Annotated in this window: 22 protein-coding genes; 12 read left to right on the top strand and 10 right to left on the bottom strand. The window is 45.1% G+C overall.

Going from position 1 to position 22,473, the window contains the following annotated elements:
• Positions 1-81: 81 nt before the first annotated feature.
• The 6 genes from AB4486_RS14280 to AB4486_RS14255 all read right to left on the bottom strand — a co-directional run bounded on the left by AB4486_RS14280 (position 82) and on the right by AB4486_RS14255 (position 5,782).
• Positions 82-1,878 (bottom strand): M3 family oligoendopeptidase, encoded by a 1,797-nt coding sequence (locus AB4486_RS14280; protein ID WP_372117470.1) that lies wholly within the window; start codon positions 1,876-1,878, stop codon positions 82-84.
• 139 nt (positions 1,879-2,017) lie between these two features.
• Positions 2,018-2,635, bottom strand: a complete 618-nt coding sequence (gene cobC, locus AB4486_RS14275) for an alpha-ribazole phosphatase family protein (protein ID WP_017059155.1) — start codon at positions 2,633-2,635, stop codon at positions 2,018-2,020.
• A 9-nt stretch (positions 2,636-2,644) separates the two neighbouring features.
• The gene (gene cobU, locus AB4486_RS14270; RefSeq protein WP_372117468.1) at positions 2,645-3,265 is read right to left on the bottom strand and encodes a bifunctional adenosylcobinamide kinase/adenosylcobinamide-phosphate guanylyltransferase; all 621 of its coding nucleotides are present in this window, start codon (positions 3,263-3,265) and stop codon (positions 2,645-2,647) included.
• A gap of 9 nt (positions 3,266-3,274) precedes the next feature.
• Positions 3,275-4,081 (bottom strand): adenosylcobinamide-GDP ribazoletransferase, encoded by an 807-nt coding sequence (locus tag AB4486_RS14265; RefSeq protein ID WP_372117465.1) that lies wholly within the window; start codon positions 4,079-4,081, stop codon positions 3,275-3,277.
• The gene (gene cobT / locus AB4486_RS14260) at positions 4,081-5,127 is read right to left on the bottom strand and encodes a nicotinate-nucleotide--dimethylbenzimidazole phosphoribosyltransferase (protein ID WP_017065520.1); all 1,047 of its coding nucleotides are present in this window, start codon (positions 5,125-5,127) and stop codon (positions 4,081-4,083) included. Before cobT ends, AB4486_RS14265 begins: the two co-directional genes overlap by 1 nt.
• A gap of 43 nt (positions 5,128-5,170) precedes the next feature.
• Positions 5,171-5,782, bottom strand: coding sequence for a flavin reductase family protein (locus AB4486_RS14255; RefSeq protein ID WP_017065519.1), 612 nt, complete (start codon positions 5,780-5,782; stop codon positions 5,171-5,173).
• Between the two features lie 718 nt (positions 5,783-6,500).
• Between AB4486_RS14255 and AB4486_RS14250 the strand changes: the two genes are divergently transcribed.
• Both AB4486_RS14250 and AB4486_RS14245 read left to right on the top strand, forming a co-directional pair.
• Positions 6,501-7,196 carry an NAD-dependent epimerase/dehydratase family protein gene (locus tag AB4486_RS14250; protein ID WP_372117462.1) on the top strand — a complete coding sequence of 232 codons (696 nt, stop codon included), beginning with the start codon at positions 6,501-6,503 and terminating at the stop codon, positions 7,194-7,196.
• A gap of 185 nt (positions 7,197-7,381) precedes the next feature.
• A complete protein-coding gene (locus AB4486_RS14245; protein ID WP_372117460.1) occupies positions 7,382-8,755 on the top strand; it encodes an L-cystine transporter in 1,374 nt (457 codons plus the stop codon).
• A 112-nt stretch (positions 8,756-8,867) separates the two neighbouring features.
• Here the strand turns inward: AB4486_RS14245 and AB4486_RS14240 are convergent, their stop codons facing one another.
• The gene (locus AB4486_RS14240; RefSeq protein WP_372117458.1) at positions 8,868-9,260 is read right to left on the bottom strand and encodes a heme-binding protein; all 393 of its coding nucleotides are present in this window, start codon (positions 9,258-9,260) and stop codon (positions 8,868-8,870) included.
• A 9-nt stretch (positions 9,261-9,269) separates the two neighbouring features.
• A complete protein-coding gene (locus tag AB4486_RS14235) occupies positions 9,270-10,280 on the bottom strand; it encodes an aldo/keto reductase family oxidoreductase (protein ID WP_372117456.1) in 1,011 nt (336 codons plus the stop codon).
• Positions 10,281-10,412: 132 nt separating this feature from the next.
• Here AB4486_RS14235 and AB4486_RS14230 point away from each other — a divergent pair, with 132 nt between their 5' ends.
• Positions 10,413-11,297, top strand: a complete 885-nt coding sequence (locus AB4486_RS14230) for a LysR family transcriptional regulator (RefSeq protein WP_102393873.1) — start codon at positions 10,413-10,415, stop codon at positions 11,295-11,297.
• Between the two features lie 307 nt (positions 11,298-11,604).
• On the top strand, positions 11,605-11,826 hold the full coding sequence (locus AB4486_RS14225) for a hypothetical protein (protein WP_372117452.1): 222 nt from the start codon (positions 11,605-11,607) through the stop codon (positions 11,824-11,826).
• Between the two features lie 128 nt (positions 11,827-11,954).
• On the opposite strand, the gene AB4486_RS14220 is transcribed toward AB4486_RS14225, so the two are convergent.
• Entirely contained in the window at positions 11,955-12,476 is a 522-nt protein-coding gene (locus AB4486_RS14220; RefSeq protein ID WP_010441213.1) for a DUF2058 domain-containing protein, read from the bottom strand.
• A 415-nt stretch (positions 12,477-12,891) separates the two neighbouring features.
• On the opposite strand from AB4486_RS14220, the gene AB4486_RS14215 reads away from it, so the two are divergent.
• Together AB4486_RS14215 and AB4486_RS14210 are read left to right on the top strand one after the other, a co-directional pair.
• A complete protein-coding gene (locus AB4486_RS14215; protein ID WP_137002063.1) occupies positions 12,892-14,226 on the top strand; it encodes a sphingomyelin phosphodiesterase in 1,335 nt (444 codons plus the stop codon).
• A gap of 39 nt (positions 14,227-14,265) precedes the next feature.
• Positions 14,266-15,261: a chromosome partitioning protein ParA gene (locus tag AB4486_RS14210; protein ID WP_372117495.1), complete on the top strand. Its 996-nt coding sequence runs from the start codon at positions 14,266-14,268 to the stop codon at positions 15,259-15,261.
• On the opposite strand, the gene AB4486_RS14205 is transcribed toward AB4486_RS14210, so the two are convergent.
• Complete coding sequence (locus AB4486_RS14205; protein ID WP_372117450.1) at positions 15,221-16,255, bottom strand: AraC family transcriptional regulator; 1,035 nt, start codon at positions 16,253-16,255, stop codon at positions 15,221-15,223. The two genes, AB4486_RS14210 and AB4486_RS14205, sit on opposite strands and share 41 nt — an antisense overlap.
• Positions 16,256-16,424: 169 nt before the next feature.
• On the opposite strand from AB4486_RS14205, the gene AB4486_RS14200 reads away from it, so the two are divergent.
• From AB4486_RS14200 to cdd, 6 genes are all read left to right on the top strand, one after another.
• Positions 16,425-17,438 (top strand): DUF2804 domain-containing protein, encoded by a 1,014-nt coding sequence (locus tag AB4486_RS14200; RefSeq protein WP_108223791.1) that lies wholly within the window; start codon positions 16,425-16,427, stop codon positions 17,436-17,438.
• Positions 17,439-17,525: 87 nt separating this feature from the next.
• Entirely contained in the window at positions 17,526-18,374 is an 849-nt protein-coding gene (locus tag AB4486_RS14195; protein WP_372117447.1) for a sterol desaturase family protein, read from the top strand.
• Between the two features lie 206 nt (positions 18,375-18,580).
• Positions 18,581-20,005, top strand: a complete 1,425-nt coding sequence (sbcB, locus tag AB4486_RS14190; RefSeq protein WP_017091224.1) for an exodeoxyribonuclease I — start codon at positions 18,581-18,583, stop codon at positions 20,003-20,005.
• Positions 20,006-20,030: 25 nt separating this feature from the next.
• On the top strand, positions 20,031-20,402 hold the full coding sequence (locus tag AB4486_RS14185) for a CidA/LrgA family protein (RefSeq protein WP_004734867.1): 372 nt from the start codon (positions 20,031-20,033) through the stop codon (positions 20,400-20,402).
• Positions 20,403-20,404: 2 nt separating this feature from the next.
• Entirely contained in the window at positions 20,405-21,082 is a 678-nt protein-coding gene (locus AB4486_RS14180; RefSeq protein ID WP_372102221.1) for an LrgB family protein, read from the top strand.
• A gap of 357 nt (positions 21,083-21,439) precedes the next feature.
• Positions 21,440-22,327, top strand: coding sequence for a cytidine deaminase (gene cdd / locus AB4486_RS14175; protein WP_372117443.1), 888 nt, complete (start codon positions 21,440-21,442; stop codon positions 22,325-22,327).
• Positions 22,328-22,473 lie beyond the last annotated feature (146 nt).

Raw genomic sequence — 22,473 nt, 5'->3', positions numbered from 1 at the left:
GCTTATCTCAGGTTATGCCAGCAAGATAAGAGCCACGTAAGCTAACACAGCTCTTACCTGCTATGAACAGATTGAGATCAATTAATCTTCCTGATCGAGCAATCTTTCAAATTCATCGATTTGAACTTTGACCATGTCGATGCTTTGTTGCCAAAAATCAGCTTGAGTCAGGTCCATTCCTAAGTGCTTTTGAACGACTTCTTCCGCCATCATGCTGCCCGTATCACGAAGCAACGAAACGTAATCGCCGTAGAATTGCTCACCTTTCGCATCGCGCTGAGCGTAAACACCTTTACTGAACAGGTAACCGAACAAGTATGGGTAGTTGTAGAAGCTTACTTGAGAGATGCTGAAATGCAGTTTGCTCGCCCAGAAGTAAGGGTCAGCTTCTGTCATTGCATCGCCATACCACTCTTTCCAAGTCGTTTCCATCAAGTCACACAGCTGCTGAGCCGTTAGCTCGCCTTTTTCACGCTGCTCGTAGAAGGCTTTTTCGAATTCGAAACGCACTGGAATGTTCACCATTAAAGCGAGTGAAGAAGACAACTCTTCCCATAACATCTCAAGTTTCTCGTTACGTGTTTGAGCTTGCGTTAACAAGTGATCACGAACGATGTTTTCAGCAAAGATAGAAGCGGTTTCTGCTAGCGTCATTGGGTAGCGTGTTTGACACAACGGCATGTCTTTCATTACCCAGTTGTGGAACGCATGGCCTAGCTCGTGTGCCAATGTCATTAAGTCAGAGCGGCTGCCACTCCACGTCATGAATACAAGCGGTGTGCGTGTCGCGGCAAACTTAGTACAGTAAGCACCTAAACGCTTGTTGGCTGCTGGTGCGGCATCAATCCAACCATTCTCAACCATCAAAGCAACGAAGTCAGCCATCTCTGGGTTCACTTCAGCGAACGCAGTTTTGATCACTTCAATCGCTTCATCAAATGGATAAACCTTAGATTCAGCGTCACCAAGCGGCGGCATCGCAGCTAAGTGATTCCAAGGCTTCATTTCATCTAGCCCGTGAACTCTTGCCATTAACAAACCTGTTTTCTGACCAACAGCTCGATTAGCTTTCGCTACCGACATCATGGTGTCTAGCGTTTCTGGCACAATGCGGCTGCCGTGTAGGCTTGGATCTAGGAAATGCACATCGCTAATCTTCGAACGCTTTTTGTTTTCAGTCAGTCGCCAACCCGCCAATGCATTTAGAATCGAAGCAAAAGACTCTTGGTGCGTTTTCATCGCACCTTGAACCGCGCGCCATGCTGGTTCTTGTTTGTCGAATTCGCTGCCGTACAACAGGCTCGCGGCTTGTGAAAAGCCTAGGGCTTCCTCTTCACCGTCCAGCTTTAGCGACAGTTTTAAAGATCCGGTTAGGTTATCGTATAAACGACCCCATCCGTCACGACCATCAACCTTCATCGCTGCCAATAACTGCTCTTCAGCAACACTGAGTCGGCTGCTTGATAACTTACGAGAGCTTTCAATCGCAAAGCGCTGCCCTGCTACGTCCGCACTATCATGCTCTAATACTGCATCAATAAATTCTGGTTCTGCGTGAATTAGCGTATCTTCGTAAGGGCTGAACGCTTGAGACATTTCAGAGTTCAGCTTCGCTACACGACCAAGCAATGCTTTCGCTTCTGTGTGTGTCGCGTCGACCGATGCGTGGCAATTAGCGAAGGTGTTGATTGTACTCAGTAACGTGCCTGCCGCTTCTGAAGTCTGAATCGCGTTTTGCATCGCTAGAATGATATGACGCTTTTCAACGTGTAGGTTCAACAGCTCAATGCACTGCTGAATGAGTTCAATGTCCTGTTCGATTTTTGCATCATTAAGATCGCTATAAGCAATGCTTAGATCCCAACTTGGTGTTGTCATGACTAAATTCCTTTCACGTAGGTAGTAATACCAATCAGGTATAGCGGCTGTGAACGCCGCTTTATACTTCTATTTATATTTCTGTTTCTATTTACAGATCTAAAAGATTGTTAATTCTTAAACTGTGTTTTTTGAACACTCAGAGAACAGGTATCCCTATCGATTTAACGCTGATAAAGCTCTGCGCAAACTGAGTGATTTGAATATGCGTTATCGATGCGTTTTCTATCGATAACTTCGAGTACAAACTCGGGTTTTTCCAATCAATATTAAGGCAGTGCGCTAGCAGTATGCGAATCACACCACCATGAGTAACCAACAATATGTTGTCACTTGAATCATTCAAAAGTTGCGACCAAGCTTGAGTTACTCTGTCGTGGAAGCTCTGTAAACTTTCTGCGCCAGTTAATTGATGATTAGCAGGGTCTTTCCAAAAGGTTTCTAACATTCCCCACTTGTCTTCAAGTTCATCAAATGGGACACCATCTACTTCACCGAAGTTCATTTCCTGAAAACCCGATGCAACTGATAAAGGCACAGACATACGCTCTGCAAACAAGCTCGCGAGATCACCACATCGTCTTAGTGGAGAGCTAACCACGCTATCAAAGGTAATGTCTTGTGTAGTTAGTGCCTCACATATCTGTTCTTGAAGATCAGAGTTGACCAGCACATCAGATAAACCATTGAGCGCAGCTTTTCCTTCGACTTTGCCATGTCTTAACAAATAGATGTTTTTGGTTGTTCCATTGACCATGTGTGCGACCTAGCCTTGAATATCAAGCAAGTGATTAGATGGTTTTAAGTGCAGCGGCAATCCGGCAGCAACCAGCGTGACGCGCTCAACGACGCGAGCTAGCGCTTGGTTCATTCGTCCTGCATTGTCCACAAACAAGCGAGACACTTTACCCAGCGGCACCACACCTAAACCGACTTCGTTAGAGACCATGATAATTTGCGCCGGACTTTGCTCGACGCTTTTGACCAACACTTCAACCACGGCTTCAAGCTGTTCATTAGTTGCGTCATCACCCAGTTCAAAGATGATGTTGTTCAACCACAAGGTTAGGCAATCAATCAATACCACATCTTCTTTCTCAAAAGACTGCAGTTTTTCGGCTAATTCGACGGGTACTTCATGCTCAATCCACTGCTCGCCACGACGTTGTTGATGGTGCGCGATTCGTTCTCGCATTTCATCATCAAGATATGTCGCTGTCGCAATATAATTGAGGCGTCCATTTGAACATGCTTCAAGCGCACATAATGCTTGTTGCTCTGCAAAACTAGACTTACCAGAACGAGCCCCGCCCAATACCAAATGGCTGTTTCGCTGACTTGCTTGATTAATTTGATTAGCTTGAATAGTTTCATTCGTGTTGGTCATAGGAAGCCGTTATAGAAAGCCATTGTAAAATGCAGTAATGAATACAAGGTAAGTCAGCAACTCCATTAACTGTTGAGCCGCACCCAAGCAGTCCCCAGTAAAGCCGCCAATTCGAGCCGTTAACCACGTTTTAAAACCTGTTCTGAACAGATAGGCGACGACAGATAAAACCAAAGCGAATTCAAGACCAAACCACAGGCTAGGCAGCACGCCTACCAGCAACAAGAAGACAAGTTCGCCTTTGGTTTGCTTGTTGGCCAATGGTTTACTTTTACTGGTATCTAAATCACTGACATAAGGCATGTCGTAAATTAGCGATGCAGCAATCGCGCGGCTAAAGGTATAACTGGTCACGATTATCATAAACAGTCCCGTCATGCTTATGAGTTCATTCAACAGCACCCACTTGCCAAGCAGAGCCATAATCAGAGCAGACGCACCATAAGTACCGATTCGACTGTCTTTCATGATGGTCAAACGGCGTTCTAGGGTCATGCCGCCACCAATGCCATCGGCCATATCAGTCAAACCATCTTCATGGAATGCGCCAGTGAGCATCAGGCTAAAACTCATCATCAAAAAGATCGCTACTGCACTCGGCAGTACCACATCAAGTAGCAAGAACACACCGCCACACAGAACACCAAGCAACAAACCAACCGTTGAAAAGTAGCGACCAGAACGGTTCATTCGCTCTGTAGAATAGGGCGTGTTTTTCGGCATTGGCAAGCGAGAAAAGAAACCCATCGCCAGCGCAAAAAGCTCCCACTGATAAGTAACTCGATCTTTCAACGATCGTTCTGGTGCATCACTCATTAAACCGTGACTCCAGCACTTTCGAAGCTCGCCATGTTGTTATAGAACTCGGCTGCCGCACGAATGATTGGCATAGCTAGCGCAGCACCTGTGCCCTCGCCTAATCTCAATCCAAGATCGAGCAGTGGCTCAGCGTCGAGCAGCTCTAACAGAATTTTGTGTCCTGACTCTTCAGAGCGATGGGCGAAGATCATATAGTCTCGGCAACTCGGTTCAATTAAAGTCGCGACATACGCCGCAACCGACACGATAAAGCCATCGACTAATACTGGGGTTTTGTTTTGGTAAGCGCCAAGGAAAGCACCGACCATTTGAACGATTTCATAGCCACCGACTTGTGCGAGTACCTCTTTAATATCTTTAACTTCATTCGCATCTAAACCTTTGCAACGCGCGACACCTTGCTCAACCACAGCCACTTTACGTGCAAGCTGTTCATTGTTGATGCCAGTGCCTAGGCCAACACACTCCGCTGCAGCACGATTCGCTAATGCACTTAAGATCGCTGATGCGCTGCTGGTATTTCCGATACCCATTTCACCAAACATGATGATATTGGTGCCATTCGAAATGGTTTTAGATACAAGATCTGTACCCAGTTCAATCCCACGTTCAACCGTTTCTAAACTCATTGCCGCTTCATTGGCAAAGTTATTGGTTCGCGTACCCAAACGCTGAGAGATCAACATGTCACTGTCTGATTCCACAGGCAACAATATCCCCGTGTCGACTACCGTGATATCGATATTATTCACCGCACAGAAGCAATTGATCGCCGCGCCATCGCTTAAGAAGTTCAACACCATCTGCTGTGTTACGGCACTTGGAGCAATACTCACGCCTTCGTCAGCAATGCCATGGTCGCCAGCAAAAATGATGATACTTGGCTTATTCAATTCGATGTGTTCAACCGCAGCTTCTTTGCCTTGGCTCTGAATCAAAGCCAGTTGATGTGCGACTTTTTCTAGTAAGCCAAGTGCGCCAAGTGGCTTGGTTTTTTGGTCAATTCGGTGTTGGATGTACTGCGAGTATTGGGTATCTAACATAGTTTTTAAAAACGCTTATTCTGGGTACGTTGATATAGGGCTGCTACTTAGGGCGTGCGACAGAAAACACATTGGAAAGCGTGGCGTATTCACCGCCACCCAATCGAGATAAAGGATCAAGTGCTAACGCGTCGATCTTAAGACGCTCACTGTCTTTGTCGATCACGTCTTCGGAAATGTACACGGTTTCGACTTGAGCAAAGATAAGGCTTTGTGGCACTTCTCCAACCTCTTTTACTTCGTACAAGGTGCATCCAAAAGCGACCGCGCACTCTTTCAATCTCGGTAAAGAGAAGCCTTCAAATTCAACCAGATCAATGTTATTCGCGGTGACTTCCGAATCACCATGTTCAAGGGTAGCTGCTGTCGCCGTCATGGTTTCGGCAGAACTTGAAGAAGCAATGTGAATCACTAGCTTACCCGTTTCTAGGGCATTACGAGTGGTATCTTTGATTTCGCCGGACGGCTTCTTCCCAACCGATAACATCAGTAACGGCGGATTACTAGAAACAGGCGTGAAATAAGAGAAAGGCGCGAGGTTGTACTCTTGGTCAGAAGATTCCGTCAATGCCCACGCAATCGGGCGAGGAACAACGGTTTGTGTCATCAGGTGATAAATCTGAGTGGGAGCAAGAGTATCAAGCTTGAGGTTCATAGCACGTCCTTGGTCTATGTGAATTACGACTCAGTTTACGTGTTAAGCAAGGCTGTATCTATGGCTATGTGGCAGAAACCGCAGAGAGTGTTCTTAATTTAAACAGATCACACTGGTTTTTTCTCAGATTGACAGTCAAATTGACGAACCCTAAAACACAAATAATACTGATAATAGATTTATCAATAAATTACATTTTGGCATCGTTTATGCCTTATCTAAATTACTTATTAATCTCTCCATTGATAAGTACCCATACAGTGAATGCCCACAACACTGACGCTACACGAAGAAAGACAATCGATTGAAAGACAAAACAGAACAACGATTTAGGAGGTGTAATGATTCCAAATTCAAGTAAAAGAAAACCAAATAAATCAAGTAAGAAAGCTAGCAAAAAGGTAAGGAAAATCCCACTGTCCTTTACCTAGTAAGAAGCAAGAAAAGTAACAAAGCCCGTCGCCCAGCGGGCTTTGTTATGTTTAACGCCTAACTTAAGTTTCAAACCGCATTTATCTTTTCCACCGCCATTATGTTTCATATCGTACTTATGCTTCAGACCGTACTTATGCGTCGAGCCAAACTAAATCATCTCTTTTTCCATAAACAGGCGACTCCCCACATACTACTGACCACTCGTTTAACAAACTTTTATTCGCTTAAAATTCAAACACTGTTTATATTAAACAAGCACTTGTGGAGTGAAGAAGGGATTAAAATGAGCATTTCTGGAGACAAAACATCGGTCGTGGTGGCTGGTGCAACCGGGTTAATTGGTCATCATGTGATGAAGTTGCTCATCGATGAACCCGCCGTTGATCATATCTATGCCCTATCTCGCCGAGCGTTAGATTCACAGTTTGATTCCAACAAGCTCCACACACTCATTCACAGCGACCTGCAAGTTACCAGTTGGGATGACACGAATGCGACGCCTAATCTTGGCGTTATCTGCTTAGGTACGACTAAGAAAAAGGCAGGATCAAAAGAAGCGCTTCGCAAAATCGATGTGGAACTGGTTAGCCAAGTCGCACAGTCGATGAAGTTTCTTGGAGTTCAACGCCTTGCGGTTGTGTCCAGTTATGGCGCGTCCACTGATTCCTATTCGCACTACCTCAAGTGCAAAGGGCAAATGGAGCAAAACTTAAAACGTATTGGCTTCAAGCAGCTTTTCATCGCACGCCCTGGGCCTCTGGTGGGTGAGCGTGATGAACCTAGAGCTGATGAAAAACTCCTGCAAAGTGTCTTTCCTCTGCTGTCTCCATTTATGCTTGGTAAGTTCAAAAACCTACGCCCTATTCAGTCGGAAGACGTAGCCAAAGCAATGTTGTTCCGGTTATTCGAAAATAATTTCCAAAATATCGAAATTTACTCGTCAAGTGACATGCTCAATTTATTGGCAAAATATCGCTAAAAAGCTCACCTATTCATCACAATGTTGAATATCCACCCATCCTATTGAGTGGATATTACCTATCGTTCTATTTAATTACTTTTCCTTATTTTACGTTTTGTTACAGGTCGCTACTGTAGCTAACAGTATTTGCGCCCATATATCTAAGCGCCCTATCGATTCAAAGAAATTCATAAGGAAAACAAATGTCACTTTCAGCTATCGCTGCCTTAGCGGTATTCACTGGTATCCTCTTTTTTCTCTACGGACAGCAGAAAAAAGAAAACACACTTTCTCGCCTCGTTTTACTCGGTTTAGTATTTGGTAGCGCATTTGGTCTTGGTCTACAGCTGTTATTTGGTGAAGGCAATCCGGTCATCAACGAAACACTAGACTGGGTAAATATTGTTGGCCGTGGTTATGTTGGCCTACTGAAAATGGTGATCATGCCATTAGTATTGGTTTCAATGATTGCAGCAGTAGTGAAGCTTGAAAAAGGCGGCTCACTGGGCAAGATTTCTGGTATCACCATTTCTGTACTGTTAGCAACAACCGCGATTTCTGCGATTGTTGGTATTGTTGTAACGCAAGCATTCGGCCTGTCTGCTGAAGGTTTAACAGAAGGCGCTCGCGAAACAGCACGTATCGCAACACTTGAAAGCCGCATCGGTAGCGTTTCAGACCTAACAATTCCACAAATGCTGATCAGCTTTATTCCGACTAACCCATTTGCAGACCTAACGGGGGCTCGCTCTACGTCTATCATCGCGGTTGTTATCTTTGGTGTGCTAACGGGCATCGCTGCTCGTAAAGTAATGGCTGAGAAAGAAGAGCTAGAATCACCGATCCGTACTTTCGTTGACGCTGCTCAATCTATCGTTATGCGCTTAGTTAAGATGATCATGGCACTCACGCCATACGGCATTGCTGCGTTAATGGCGAAAGTAGTCGCAACATCAAGTGCTTCTGACATCTTAAGCCTACTCGGTTTCATCGTTGCTTCTTACGTAGCTATTATCCTGATGTTCGTCGTTCACGGTGTGTTGGTTTCTTTTGTTGGTGTAAACCCAAAAGAGTACTTCCAAAAGATCTGGCCTGTACTGACGTTCGCTTTCACGTCTCGTAGTTCTGCAGCAACAATTCCACTGAACGTTGAAGCTCAAATCACTAAGCTAAACGTGCCACCAGCGATTGCTAACCTGTCTGCCTCTTTCGGTGCGACGATTGGTCAAAACGGTTGTGCGGGTATCTACCCTGCAATGCTAGCAGTCATGGTTGCGCCTACAGTTGGCATCGACCCAATGGACATCAACTTCATTCTGTCTCTGATTGCTATTATCACAGTGAGCTCATTCGGTATTGCTGGCGTAGGTGGCGGTGCAACGTTCGCGGCGCTTATCGTACTTCCTGCTATGGGCCTTCCTGTAACGATTGCAGCACTGCTTATCTCTATCGAGCCACTTATCGATATGGCACGTACGGCGCTTAACGTATCTGGTGCTATGACAGCCGGTACGATCACAAGCCGCCTATTAGGCAAGAAAGACAAGCAACAAGATCTGGAACAAGCGAACGCTTAATGGGTTCGATTGATTCAAGCACTTGAGTCTCGTTAAACAAAAAAACCGATGCACATGCATCGGTTTTTTATTATCTGTTACTTCTAACTTCCATTACTTCACGAGCAACAGCTTAGAACACAAGTTGAATGACTTTTTCGGCAAGTACTTCATCGTCGTCTTCACTTAATCCGCTGACACCAATAGCGCCAATCACCTGCCCATTTAATTCAAAGGGAACACCGCCTTTAAAGCCAGTGATCTTTGGGTCAGTCCAGTAACTTAAGTCTTTACCAGTTTCTCTCGCCCAAGCACCTAAGTTACCGCTTGGCTGTCTATCTCTTGCAGATGTATAAGCTTTGTTCTGTGCTAACAATCCGGCTTGAACACTCACATTATCCATGCGAATAAACGCCAGTAACTCACCGTGCGTATCACACACGCTCACCGCGATTGCTTGTTGATTACGCTCAGCAATGTCTAGAGCGTTAGACACCAGTTGTTGCGCGATCTTTTGATTCAACATATTCATTCCTTATGGCAGTGCTTGACCACGTGAGTACACGTATAGGTTGTACCACTCTTCACGAGACAGGTTTATCTGAGTCGCGACTGCCGAAGCTTTGATTCGCTCTAGATTTGTGGTGCCAATTACAGGTTGGATACGAGCAGAGTGACGAAGCAAAAATGCCAACACAATCGCTTCACTTTCTACGCCATATTGGTTCGCTAACTGAGCCACGTAGTGCGCTGTCTTTTTCACGTTTTCATGTTCTGAATACAAACCTTGCTCAGCAAATCGGCCTTGTGCCAAACAGCCCCAAGCTTGCAGTTGGATGTTATTCAATTGGCAATGTTCAAGAGTGCCTGCGGCGAAGTCTGATTGATGGTGCCCTTGCGAGTTAATCATCACCCCATCATTCAACCAATCCAATTTGGCTAAGCTCATCTCAACTTGATTCGCGACGATGGGTTGCCCAAGCGCAGATTGCAGGTACTGAATTTGATGGCTGTTCATGTTCGACACACCAAAATAATCGACCTTACCTTGCGCTTTTAAGTTCTCTAACGTTCTTGCTAGCTCATCGAGTTCCATCAAAGGATCAGGGCGGTGCAATAACAGCACATCAAGCTTTTCAGCATTCAATCGATTGAGAATACCGTCTACCGATTGGCCTACCCAATCAGCCGAGAAATCATAACGACCAACATTGCCCTCGCCTTCAAAACGAATCCCACACTTAGATTGAATGAACATCTGTTCACGCAGATCAGGCGCTTGTTGTAATGCTTGACCAAAGGCTTGCTCAGCTTTGCTGAAGGTATAGATATCCGCATGGTCGAATAAGTTAATGCCCGATTCTAGTGCGGTGCCGATTACGCTTCGTGTTTGAGCAACATCCGCACTCGTCACTGGATTATCATTCCAGCCACCACCTAACCCCATGCAGCCATAGGCAATTTGCCCAACATTCGGTAGATAATTTGATAATGGGATACGTTTTTTGTCATTCGTTTTGTTTGTAGATTCAGTGCTGTTCGTCATATCGATTCTCGCTTAGAAGATTTGCTGACCAGAAATATGCCTCTATCATATTGTTCTTTTTAAAAAACAGAATATGCTAGTTACGAAATGATTGTTTGATATGACGAACAATAGATTGGTAGGAACGCGCGAATGAACGAACACAAAAGAATAGAACGACTGATCCTGTTTGTAGAACTTGCTCAGCAACTCAACTTTACCAAGGCAGCCGAAAAGCTCGGTATCTCTAAGAGCTACCTTTCTGAACAGATCAAACGTTTAGAGAACGATTTACAGTGCCCGCTTTTGGTCAGAACCACTCGCAGTGTTCGTTTAACCCAAGAAGGCGAACGCGCGTTACAACAAGGCTTAACGATTCGCTCGCAAGTCTTACAGCTTGAACGCAGTGTTTCTGAGCAACACGACATCGTCAAAGGCCTATTACGCCTCACTGCGCCAAAGATGTTTACTGAGGTATATCTATTCGATATCTGCCAACAGTTTAGGCAGCAATACCCTGAGATTCGTTTCGAGATAAACAGTAGCTACACCAACTTTAATCTCAATCAAGATGATATCGATATCGCGTTTCGTGCCACCAATACGCCACCTGACAACATGGTGGCGAAACACTTGATTAGCTATCAACATGATTTAGTCGCGACTCCCGGTTATCTTAACCAATTTGGTCGCCCTACCAATGTGAGTGACTTAAGTGATCATCAATGCTTAGCAACTCTGCACCAAACCGAGTGGCCTTTAAAATCGGTAAATATTGATGTGTCCGGCTGGCTTTCAAGTAATGACAACCACCTGCTTAAGCAACAAGCTATGGCAGGCAGTGGCATCATCCGTATTGCAAGTTACTACGTTGCGAAAGAGGTCGAACTGGGAGAATTAGAGCGAGTGCTGCCTGATGAATGTCTGCAACAAGGCAACAGTATTTATCTGTTCTATCCGCAAGTTATTTATCCGGCAAAGAAACACCAAGTGTTCGTTAAATTTGTTCAGAATTACTTTGAAAGCTTAAGTCGATAAAATGATGCACAGCTCACTAGGGCTTGTTGGTTTCATCTGGCCAACATATTCGTCGTAGCGAGCTCTACTTCAACCTCTTCGGCTGAATGTGATACCAGTGAAAGTCGACTATATGGCCGATCTACTTTCAAGCCTACTCGTCCTAGTTCTTTTATTTTTTCTTGCTCTTACATTTACATTAATACCTAAACATTCACTCTACGAATCGTTTTTTATTGACTTAAAAATGAAATCATAACGACACACTAATTTGCGTAACTTAGGGTGCAAATAGGCAATCAGATTACAGTGCCTATCAGGAGGATGTATGAAACCAAATCGATCTACGGTACTCACTGGACATGTAAAACACTGCCCATGCTGCTCTACCGAACTGGTCATCAAAGACCACATTCACGTTTGCCCGCGCAATGAAATTGGCGACTGTTACTTCGATGGCTATGACCAACACGAACAGCGCGCTAATACCGATTTTATCGATCATGCAAGAGCCAATGATAGCCTTGTTTACGGCATGTCAGAACACTAAGCTTTATTCAAGATTTGTTGAAGTCATTTCGCGCCAAAAAAAATGCAGCGCCAATCGAGTGATTGTTCGCTGCATTCTTAGATCCTGTAAACTTAGCTAACCATTAAAATGGAGCTAGGTAAAACGGATTACCACATTAGATCATCTGGGATCACGAAGTCTTTGTACGGGTCATCTTCGTCTACTTCGTCTGTGCTACCTGCCTGCGTATCAACGATAGATTCTTCGTCGCGCATAGCAATCTTGTTCGCTACTGCTGTTGGAATAACAACGTAGCTCTCGCCTTGACGAGCAATACTTAGAATGCCTTTACTTAGTTGCTTTTGAGTCAGCTCTTCTACGTAAAGGTATTTAACTAGCGTACCGTCGGTGAAGTTGTATTTGATCTCACCGTTCTTCTGTTCGATCTTGTTCATCTCAATCAGTTGCTTCACTTGAGCTTTAATTTCTTTGCTCAACTGTTGTTCTTTCAACTGTTGGTTTAGCTCTTTGTCTTTCGCTTGCTGCGCCAGTTTAGTTTCTTCAGCTGCCGCTTTTGCTTCACGAGACTGAACGCGAGACTTTTTAGAGCCTTTCTTCGCCTTCTTTAATTTTTTCTCATTTACCAAGCCAGCTTTAAGCATCTGCTCTTGGAGTGTTAACTTTGCCATGACTTTCCCAGTTCAGGATTAAAAACGGCACTATCATACCTGTTTTTGAGGTTTCTGTTTACTGAACAAGAGTAAATTACAGAACAATCGCAAAATTTATGCTGATAGCTCTAAGCTGTGTCCATATTCCCTTCTTGTTGCTCACAACCTCCACTTTACCGCGACACACAGTTTTCACTTAAGCACGCCAATATTGGCTGTTCCACCGACTCGAAAGCATTAACTGACCCTATTATTCGCGCGCGTACCACTTATCATTCCGATAAGACAATATGTTAATTTTCAATGGTTAATCAATTTTATAAAACCTTGGCATATATCTCATATTTGAATAAATGCCATAGAGTTATAACTCCAATGTCATAACTCTTGACTACGTTATTCTAGACATCAATCAATAAGGATAATGTAAACGATGAAAACTCAATGGACTTGGTTAGCTGCACTTGTGGCATCCACATCAATCGCTTCGACCTCTGCGATCGCAGACACCGACGTGTATCTCACCAATAACACCAATCAAGTGATGACCATTCAAGCCAACCACACTGGTACCGACCTGCTTCAACTCGGTGATGAGTGGCAACAGCATGTTGAACAGATTGGTCCTTGGGAGACGAAGAAGCTGATAAGTTTCAACCGCTGGACTGGTGTGAAATCTGGGAAGACCTATGAGTTTGACACTGTGGTATCAAACGCTGTGGGCGAAAGTGTCACGCTCAACCAAACCATGAAGGGACATTGGTATAACTCGACACTGCAACATGGTTTGAGTGCCGCAGACGTCAACCTAACATTGCATGACGATCGTAATATTCATCGCAGCACAACCGATGCGTTCGGGGTCAACGCAGAGCTAGCACTTAAAGCCGATTCTACAGCGCGCTACGATGATATTTATTACACCATCACCCCTCCAAAAGTGGATGAGCAACCAGAGCCGGATGCCAATACACTTAAAGTCATGACTTATAACATCTGGGCGCTGCCTGCCATCGCTTCACATATTGGTGACCGCTATGACCTACTCCCTCAATATGTAAAGGGCTATGACGTGTTGGCGCTTCAAGAGGTGTTTGCTAACGGCAGAGATGAGTTCTTGCGTGAGCTTGCGAAAGAGTATCCTTATCAAACTAAAATGCTCGATAAAGATGGGATTAACATATACGACGGTGGTGTGATCATTGTCAGCCGCTATCCTATCGTTAATGAAGCGCAGTATGTTTTCCCTGATTGCACGGGCACAGATTGCTTTGCTGATAAAGGTGTTAACTACGCGGAAGTTATCAAGAATGGTCAGGCTTACCATGTTTTCGGTACCCACACGGCATCATTCGATACGGACACCGCTCGTGATTACCGACAACGTCAATTCAAGCAGATGCGTGCACTGGCGCAGTCTCTGAATATCCCGGCATCAGAAACTGTGGTTTACAGCGGTGACTTCAACGTGAACAAGCTCAAGTTCCCAAGCGACTATCAACAGATGTTTGCTAACCTGCAGGCTGATGAACCAACATACTCAGGTTACACCGCTTCAACCTTTGACCCACGCATCAACAACTTTGCGGGAGAGCCTATGTCGGGTGGCGAGAACGTTGAGTATCTCGATTATGTGGTAGTGAGCTCAGAGTATGCCGCTAAAGCGCATAACTACAATCGCGTGGATGTCCCAAGATCAACAAGCAGTGAATTATGGAAGCACTACAACCTTTCAGACCACTTCCCTGTCAGTGCCGTGATCAAGTAGCGCGGTGAACCAATAATGCATCGAGTTATATTAATCCTAATGCTCGTCGCGGTGACGAGCATTGTTGGCTACTCATGGTCATCAAAATCAATTGAAACACCGCTATCTTCTGCTCAACACACAGAAGCTAAGCCGCGTGTTTCTACGACAACTGATGACGATAATTTCACACCAACTGCAACCACCAGTTCGGGAAATTCAGCATCGCAGAGCAATCAAGCCCAAGCTGGAGCACTGGACGGTAAAATTCTTGCTGAAAACTTGAGTGAATTCGAAGGTAAGGCTTTATTCGATGAACTCGATGGGTTCTGGAAGCTTTGTCAACAACGCGATGACTGCGCAGAGCAACTCGCACGATTGAAATCAGAATTGCCGAGCATATGGTTTGAGTTACTGAGCGACTATCCGCAGTTATCAGTCGACTGGCAATTAGCCCAAAGTACCATCCCACTTGAATCCATAGAGACTCTTGAAGATCGTGTTGCCTTATTCAAGCAGTCTGCACAGCAAATATGGGGCGAGTTGGCCCACCAGCTATTCGCAGACCAGTTTGCGCATCTGGATTTTACGCTCGACGCAAACACCCTTAAAGAAAACGAAGCGAGCCAGTTTTTGGCCAACTATCAAGATTTGCTTAGTGAATGGCAAAACAATACGGACACGTTAAACGCCGAAACACAGCTTCAAAAATATGAATTGGCAGTCTCTTTGATACCCAGCAGCTATAGCCCTGCTGAGATAGTATCAGTCAAAGCCGACCTTCAAGATGCCTACTTAGATGAAGCGAAGGCTAGCAACATTGCCGCGCGAGAACAGCAAGTCGCACAACAGCAACAAACCGTGATGAGTTATCACGAGCAACTGGATCAGCTCAAAGCGACCTTAGACTCTCAGCGAAGCTCGAGTTATGCCACTTGGACTCAACACGATTGGGACAGTTACTATCAACAGCAAGTCACCGATTTCAGAGAACAGTTTTTTAGCAAGTTACGCTTTAACTTAAACCGTCACGAAACTGCGCGGGCGTTTTATTGAGCCAACCTTTAAACGCCCTTCTGAAATTTGCGGGGTCGCTATAACCGAGCCTTTCACCGATGTCATCGATACTCATGGTTGTGCCGAGTAACAGCTCTTTGGCCAGTTCCACTCGAACTTCGGTAAGCAATATTTGATAACTGGACTCATGGGTCACTAGCTCTCGCCTGAGCGTACGAGAGCTAAAACCAAACTCATCCGCGAGTTGTTCAATATTCGGGAAACTGCCTGCGGTTTGATAAAAGATCGTTTTGATCTGGTTAGTCAGCAGGTGCTCAGAGTCCAGCGTTTCGACTATCGACTGGCAAGACGCAAGATAGCGCTTCAGTGTCGCGGCATCATGAGTCAATAAGGTTTGTGATAAAACCGAGGCATCAAAACGCAGTTCACAATGGTTTTGCTCAAAAATCACCGGGCACTGGAAGCGGTTGTCATAAAGCTTGGTGTAATTGGGACGAGCGTAAGGCAAAGCCAAAGTATGAATATCCAACTCATGACCAGTCAGTTCTTTGAACAAAGAGAGGATTGAACTCAAGAAATATTCACTGCAGAAAGGAAGGAGATCACCCACTTCCAAGGTGTTCTCAATCTGAATCACTGCTTGCTCGGAATCTAGAAACAATTTAACCGAGAAGATAGGACCGTTCAGGCGCAGATATTTAAAGCCCGACTTGATGGCCTCCCCGACATTTTGACTCGTCGATAGCGCATAACCCAACACACCAAAGTGGCTCAAGCTAGCGTGTTCCCCCAGCCAAAGCCCTAAGCCATCGTGAGGAAAGCTCTGATTCGCCACGCTAAATAACGCAAGTTTATCAGCGTAAGTCAGCTTTCCATTCGGGTCTCGCCAATCCATGTTCGGCAAACCGACATCATTGAGTAACCTTTCAATATCGATACCTCGTTGCTCTAACGTATTCAACAGCAGCGCGATATCTAATGTCCCCAACTGATGCCGATGTCCGGTTGGCTTATACTCCGCGATAATCTTCAATAGCCTCTCCTTATATCGAGCCCATTCCCATCAACATGACTACTCAGCTTCAACAACACTACTGACAAAATCGTGATTGGCAACGCGCTCTTGTCCGAATATGACCTCCCAATTCTACGCTACTCATCGCACAATGGCTTTAATTGTTAAATTAATGTGAACCATCGCAATGATAAAAACGAACCCAGCCCCACACAGTTTGATTGATTCTAATGGTCAGCCGATCATTGGACATTTCGATGGCATCCCCAAGCACCTGAACATCGAGAGCTTTGACTACCGAAACTCGATGGATTCAAAAGCAGCCCCTTGGCAGAAGCACTTCCACTACAAGCAATTTCAGTTTGTCAGCATCATCACCGACACACACATTATTGGTGTCGCTATCGCGGATATTCGCTACTTGGGCTCGGCATTTTGTTATCTGTACGATATTGAAAACAACCATCTAGAAGAGTCATCTTGGTTGAGGCCATTAGGGTTTGATAAACAAGTTACCGCTTCGCCATTTGACGGTACGACAAACATTGCAGGCCAAAGTATCACCTTTAATATTGAAGGCGGGCAATGGCGAGTTCGCTTGAATACCAAACTCATCAAGGCCGATATCGCTTTAGAGCCTGAAACCGACAGCTTGCCAATGGCGATGTGCAGCCCAACCGGTTATTCAGGTTGGACTTACACCCAAAAGCACAATGCTTTACGCATCAGCGGCGACATCCAAATCAAAGGAGAATCACTCGTTCTCGAACAAGCTCGTGCTGGTTATGACTTTTCAGCGGGTTACATGAGACGTGAAACCAGTTGGCGCTGGGCAAGTATCAACACGCAATCCCATGGCACAGATATTGGCTTAAACCTCGCGGCGGGCGTGAATGAAACCGGAGGCTGCGAAAACGTGTTATGGGTCAATGGAACCAGACACTTGCTTAACCCGGTACAGTTTACGTTCAGTCGCCAAGACACGAACTTGCCTTGGCAGATAACATCACAAGATGGACGTATAAACCTGACCTTTACGCCCTTAAATAACCGCAACGAAAAGCTCAATTTATGGCTGTTAAAGAGTAACTTTCGTCAGTTCATTGGTCATTTTTCTGGCTCGATTGAAGACAACAATGGAGTGACACATCAACTCGATGGTGTTCTTGGCCTAACAGAAGATCACTTTGCTCGCTGGTAGCGAAATTCTGCTGATTGAATCTCAGGCGAGCAAGTCTAAGTAAACTTGATACTAAGAACGCGTATGGCGTCTCAACAAGGATAAAACATGAATATCGACGCATTAATCAATCACCCAGAATGGCTACTGCTGGTATTAGCGCCCTTATTCGTGGTGTGCATGTTGGCTGAGTATTTTATCGGTCAGAAGCAAGGTCGATTGCCAGATAATTCCAGCTATAAACTTTCAGAAGTGATGTGTAACTTCACGCTTGCAGGAATGCATCAACTCTCCGATTTGATCACCGGGTTATTGGTCGTGCAGTTGTATCTCTTGATGTTTGGTTGGCGTTTAATGGACATTGAAATTGGCGTGCTGAGTTTCATTGTGTTGATGGTGTTGCAAGACTTTTTCTATTATTGGTTCCATAGAGCAAGCCATCGTATTCGCTGGATGTGGGCCGCGCACGTCGCGCACCACAGTTCAGAACAGATGAACTTTAGCACAGCTTTCCGTCAAAGTTTGATGTACCCATTCGCAGGCATGTGGCTATTTTGGGTGCCGCTCGTCATCATAGGTTTCGACCCTAAATGGGTCATCTTTGTGGTGCTTCTGAATCTAGGTTTGCAGTTCTTTGTCCATACACAATGGATACGAAGCTTGGGGCCACTTGAATACATCTTTAACACCCCTTCGCATCATCGAGTACATCACGGCAAAAACCCGCAATACATCGATAAGAACTACGCCGGTGTTTTGATCATTTGGGATAAGTTGTTTGGTACGTTCGAACTTGAAGTTGAAACCGTGCGTTACGGCGTCACCAAGCCAGTGAACAGTTTTAACCCGATAGTGGTCACCTTTCAAGAATGGAAGGCCATATTCAAAGATTTGAAGAACCGAGAGTTAACCATGAAGCAGAAAGTCCAGTTGATACTCTCGCCTCCATCGGATTAAACGGACGATAGACAGATTGTATTAACTAAGAAACCGCCTCAATTGGTTTCAAAACCTTCCCCACTGACTCGATTGAATAGTAAAGCACCGTTTTCCGGCAATTTATTTGTGATCTGGGTTGCACGCGTACCGCATACTATCAGATACTGAACAAAACTAACCTTCAGCCACAGTAAACGTTCTGCGCTTGCTGTTCAGGAAATTCAATGAGTTCAGATAATCAGCCGACCTACTTCTTTTTCGATTACGAAACTTGGGGCGTTAGCCCAGCAAAAGACCGTCCGAGTCAATTTGCAGGTGTTCGTACCGACCAAGATTTCAATGTTATTGGAGAGCCTCTGGTTATCTATTGCCAACCTCCCGCTGATTACCTCCCTGCGCCTGAAGCTGCGTTGATCACCCGTATCACACCACAGAAAGCGGCTTCACAAGGTCTTCCTGAACCTGAGTTTATCGCTAAGATCCATGCTGAGTTAGCGAAACCTAACACCACAAGCCTTGGCTACAACAGTATTCGATTTGATGATGAAGTAACGCGTTACACCTGTTACCGAAACTTCATCGACCCATATGCGTGGAGCTGGCAGAATGGCAACTCTCGTTGGGATTTATTAGATGTAATGCGCGCTGTTCACGCACTGCGTCCTGAAGGCATTGTTTGGCCAGAGAACGAAGAAGGTTACCCAAGCTTCAAACTGGAACACCTATCTGTGGCAAACGGCATTGAACACGAGAACGCGCACGATGCGATGGCCGATGTTATTGCGACCATCGAGTTAGCGAAGAAGCTGAAAGCTGCGCAACCTAAGATGTTCGATTACCTTTACAACATGCGTCATAAGCGTAAGCTGAATGATCTGGTTGATATCGTAAACATGACACCATTGATGCACGTTTCGGGCATGTTTGGCCGTGACTGCAACTACACAAGTTGGATTGTGCCTATGGCTTGGCACCCAACCAATCAAAATGCGGTTATCGTGGTTGATTTAGCCAAAGATCCAAGCCCACTGTTAGAACTGGACGCTGATGAACTCAGAGACAGACTCTACACCAAACGCAGTGAACTGGGTGAAGACGAGCTACCAGTACCAATCAAATTGGTTCAACTGAACAAGTGCCCTATTCTTGCTCCAGCCAAAACGCTGACGGCTGAAAATGCCGAAACCATCGGTATCGATCGCCAACAATGCTTGAAGAACTTGGCACTGCTGCGCGAACACCCAGAGATCCGCGAAAAACTGATCGGCCTGTACTCACAAGAGCGAGAGTACGAAAAGAGTGATGATGTTGATACACACCTTTATGACGGTTTCTTCTCACCTGCTGATAAAACAGCGATGAACATCATTCGCGAAACTGACCCGAATAACTTGGCAGCTTTAGATATCACCTTCGGTGATGAACGTATTAAACCGTTACTGTTCCGTTACCGTGCTCGTCATTTCCCATGGACGCTCGACGAAGCTGAGCAATTGAAATGGGCGAACCATTGTCGTGAGTTTTATGAAAGCCGTTTAGAAGAGTACATGCTAAACCTTGAAAACCTCGCGCATGAACATGAAAGCGACGAGAAGAAAATGGCTATCTTGAAGGCGGTTTATCAATACGTAGAAAAGTTAGCTAGCTAATTCCATTATCAAGAGACGTAACACTTTGAAAGAAAGATTGATCCAACTGGTTTACTGCTTAATCTCCTTCACCTTAATCATAGGTGCACTTACAGCAGGTAACGCGTTACAGCACTTTTTGGATACCTCAATCCCTGGCAGTATTTTTGGCATGTTGATTCTGTTTGCCGCCATGGTGATTGGTATTGTTCCTTCGCACTGGGTACAACCCGGCGCAAGCTTGATTATCCGCCTAATGATCTTACTGTTTGTTCCGATCAGTGTTGGGTTGATGGATCACTTCGACATGCTCATCGCGAACGCATTGCCAATTATGGCGAGCGCCGTTGGTGGCACATTATTGGTGTTAGTATCCTTATCATGGTTCTTAGACCGCTTGCTTTCGAGAGGTAACTGATCATGTGGATTCTACTCACCATCGTGGTATTCCTATTTGCTCGCTGGGTAAGTCAAAAAGTAAACTCGCCGCTGTGTAACCCCCTGCTTATCAGCATTGGTATCATCATTCCGATGCTCACGTTCTTTAGAGTACCGTTTGAGACTTACTATGCTGACAACACTTGGATTACCTACATGCTGCAGCCTGCGGTTGTTGCACTTGCTTACCCACTTTATGAGCAGCTACCTCAAATCAGAGCCAACTGGCGCATCATTACCTTTGCGTGCACGCTAGGCAGTGTGATGTCGATGACAACAACGGCATTAATAGCAGTGGCTTTTAAAGCGGACTTAACTTTGATTGCGAGTTTATTAGGTAAGTCAGTCACCACACCAATTGCGATGGAAGTATCGAGCCATTTAGGTGGTGAAGCAGCGATTGCGGCAATACTGGTATTGATTGTGGGTCTATTTGGGGCAATTTTTGCTTACCCAATCTACAACCTCATTGGTATTAAGAGCCCGATCGCCCGTGGTTTAACCATGGGTACCGTGTCTCACGCTTTAGGCACCGCGACTTGTGCGGAAAAGAATCAGGAAGATGCAGCATTCAGTTCTTTGGCTCTTGTGCTTTGTGGCGTCATTACCTCAATCATCGCACCGAGTATATTTTCGCTCGTGGTTTGGTTCTATTCTTAACCACTTTGATTACAGTTTATACGCGCTCTAATAGATGAGTTGGTAAATAGCTAAACTCACTGGTTCGCGAATTTTAAGCGTTACAGATATCAATAAGCCCAAGCATAACCTGATTATTTCAGTGATAGCTTGGGCTTTTTTCTCGCAATTACTCGGCAATAGCAGTCAAATCGCGCCCTGTTTAGGCCAATAAGTGGGATATCAATGGTAGTTTTTACTCTTGCAATCGATTTCATCTGTGACCTCACTCTAATTATGCAAACCAATGTAACAACAACAACGCAGTAGTGATAAAGGTCACAGAAAATTCCTGAGCATTGCATAGAATTAAAGCCTAAGGTCAATTAAGGATTCAACATGAACAGTCGTATCACCCTGGCGCTGGAAAGTGCTCCAACAGCAATCAAAGCACTTTTGAGTGACATCGTATTAGCAGACAACTTTGACGCGACATTGTCTCCAGAACAATTTGCTAGCCTACTGCAAGCAAGTGGTCTAGCGGATGACGAGCTACGTATTGCGCTACTTCCTTTTGCCGCAGCGTATTCTTACGCTCCGTTATCTGACTTTTATGTTGGTGCTATCGTGCGTGGTTTGTCTGGTACTCTGTATTTTGGTGCAAACCTTGAAATCGCTGGTGCTCAACTTGGTCAAACCGTTCACGCTGAGCAATCTGCAATCAGCCACGCTTGGACGAAAGGCGAACTAGGTATCTCAGATATCACCATAAACTTCAGTCCTTGTGGTCACTGTCGTCAATTCATGAACGAACTGACCACAGCAAAAGAACTTAAAGTTCAGCTTCCACAACGTGATGAAATGTCTCTGCAAGAGTACCTACCAGACTCATTCGGCCCTGCTGATTTAGGTGTGACGACTGGCCTAATGACTAAGCTTGATCATAAGTACACGACCGAAGAAACAACGCCTATTGTTGTAGAAGCGCTAGCAGCACTAAACCGCAGCCATGCTCCTTACACCAAAAACCTAAGTGGTGTTTCACTGCAATTGACGTCGGGTGAGATTTTCACCGGTGCTTACGCTGAAAACGCAGCGTTCAACCCGAGCTTACCTCCTCTACAAGTGGCGTTGATTCAACTTAAACTGGCTGGCTTCGATTTTGAACAGATTGAAAGTGCAGCGTTGGTTGAAATTGCCGAAGGTAGCATCAGTCACCTAGCGGATACGCAATCTACATTAGAAGCGATTAATCCCGACATTCCAGTGACTTACTTAGCAATCTAAGTACATCTAGTTAACAATAATTTAAATAAGCAGCCCTATTTAACGGGGCTGCTTTTTTTATACTTGTAATTAACGTAGCAACTTGCGCAAACGTTTGCTTTTGTCATTTAAATAAGTATGATCACCCCGTTTTCAATCAATCGTTT

This window comes from Vibrio sp. 10N.222.55.C6 (assembly GCF_041473395.1).
In the GTDB taxonomy this organism is placed as follows: domain Bacteria; phylum Pseudomonadota; class Gammaproteobacteria; order Enterobacterales; family Vibrionaceae; genus Vibrio; species Vibrio crassostreae_C.
Note: the sequence above shows the minus strand (reverse complement) of the source record. Positions and strands in the feature narration are given on the sequence as shown.

What these genes read in the sequence shown, in the direction of transcription:
- AB4486_RS14245 (WP_372117460.1), top strand. Translation starts at nt 7,382, where the DNA reads ATGTCACTTTCAGCTATCGCTGCCTTAGCGGTATTCACTGGTATCCTC.
- AB4486_RS14195 (WP_372117447.1), top strand. Translation starts at nt 17,526, where the DNA reads ATGAATATCGACGCATTAATCAATCACCCAGAATGGCTACTGCTGGTA.
- AB4486_RS14255 (WP_017065519.1), bottom strand. Translation starts at nt 5,782, where the DNA reads ATGAACCTCAAGCTTGATACTCTTGCTCCCACTCAGATTTATCACCTG.
- cobC (WP_017059155.1), bottom strand. Translation starts at nt 2,635, where the DNA reads ATGGTCAATGGAACAACCAAAAACATCTATTTGTTAAGACATGGCAAA.
- AB4486_RS14265 (WP_372117465.1), bottom strand. Translation starts at nt 4,081, where the DNA reads ATGAGTGATGCACCAGAACGATCGTTGAAAGATCGAGTTACTTATCAG.
- cobT (WP_017065520.1), bottom strand. Translation starts at nt 5,127, where the DNA reads ATGTTAGATACCCAATACTCGCAGTACATCCAACACCGAATTGACCAA.
- AB4486_RS14250 (WP_372117462.1), top strand. Translation starts at nt 6,501, where the DNA reads ATGAGCATTTCTGGAGACAAAACATCGGTCGTGGTGGCTGGTGCAACC.
- AB4486_RS14230 (WP_102393873.1), top strand. Translation starts at nt 10,413, where the DNA reads ATGAACGAACACAAAAGAATAGAACGACTGATCCTGTTTGTAGAACTT.
- cdd (WP_372117443.1), top strand. Translation starts at nt 21,440, where the DNA reads ATGAACAGTCGTATCACCCTGGCGCTGGAAAGTGCTCCAACAGCAATC.
- AB4486_RS14280 (WP_372117470.1), bottom strand. Translation starts at nt 1,878, where the DNA reads ATGACAACACCAAGTTGGGATCTAAGCATTGCTTATAGCGATCTTAAT.
- AB4486_RS14225 (WP_372117452.1), top strand. Translation starts at nt 11,605, where the DNA reads ATGAAACCAAATCGATCTACGGTACTCACTGGACATGTAAAACACTGC.
- AB4486_RS14235 (WP_372117456.1), bottom strand. Translation starts at nt 10,280, where the DNA reads ATGACGAACAGCACTGAATCTACAAACAAAACGAATGACAAAAAACGT.
- AB4486_RS14240 (WP_372117458.1), bottom strand. Translation starts at nt 9,260, where the DNA reads ATGTTGAATCAAAAGATCGCGCAACAACTGGTGTCTAACGCTCTAGAC.
- AB4486_RS14200 (WP_108223791.1), top strand. Translation starts at nt 16,425, where the DNA reads ATGATAAAAACGAACCCAGCCCCACACAGTTTGATTGATTCTAATGGT.
- AB4486_RS14220 (WP_010441213.1), bottom strand. Translation starts at nt 12,476, where the DNA reads ATGGCAAAGTTAACACTCCAAGAGCAGATGCTTAAAGCTGGCTTGGTA.
- AB4486_RS14180 (WP_372102221.1), top strand. Translation starts at nt 20,405, where the DNA reads ATGTGGATTCTACTCACCATCGTGGTATTCCTATTTGCTCGCTGGGTA.
- sbcB (WP_017091224.1), top strand. Translation starts at nt 18,581, where the DNA reads ATGAGTTCAGATAATCAGCCGACCTACTTCTTTTTCGATTACGAAACT.
- AB4486_RS14215 (WP_137002063.1), top strand. Translation starts at nt 12,892, where the DNA reads ATGAAAACTCAATGGACTTGGTTAGCTGCACTTGTGGCATCCACATCA.
- cobU (WP_372117468.1), bottom strand. Translation starts at nt 3,265, where the DNA reads ATGACCAACACGAATGAAACTATTCAAGCTAATCAAATTAATCAAGCA.
- AB4486_RS14210 (WP_372117495.1), top strand. Translation starts at nt 14,266, where the DNA reads ATGCTCGTCGCGGTGACGAGCATTGTTGGCTACTCATGGTCATCAAAA.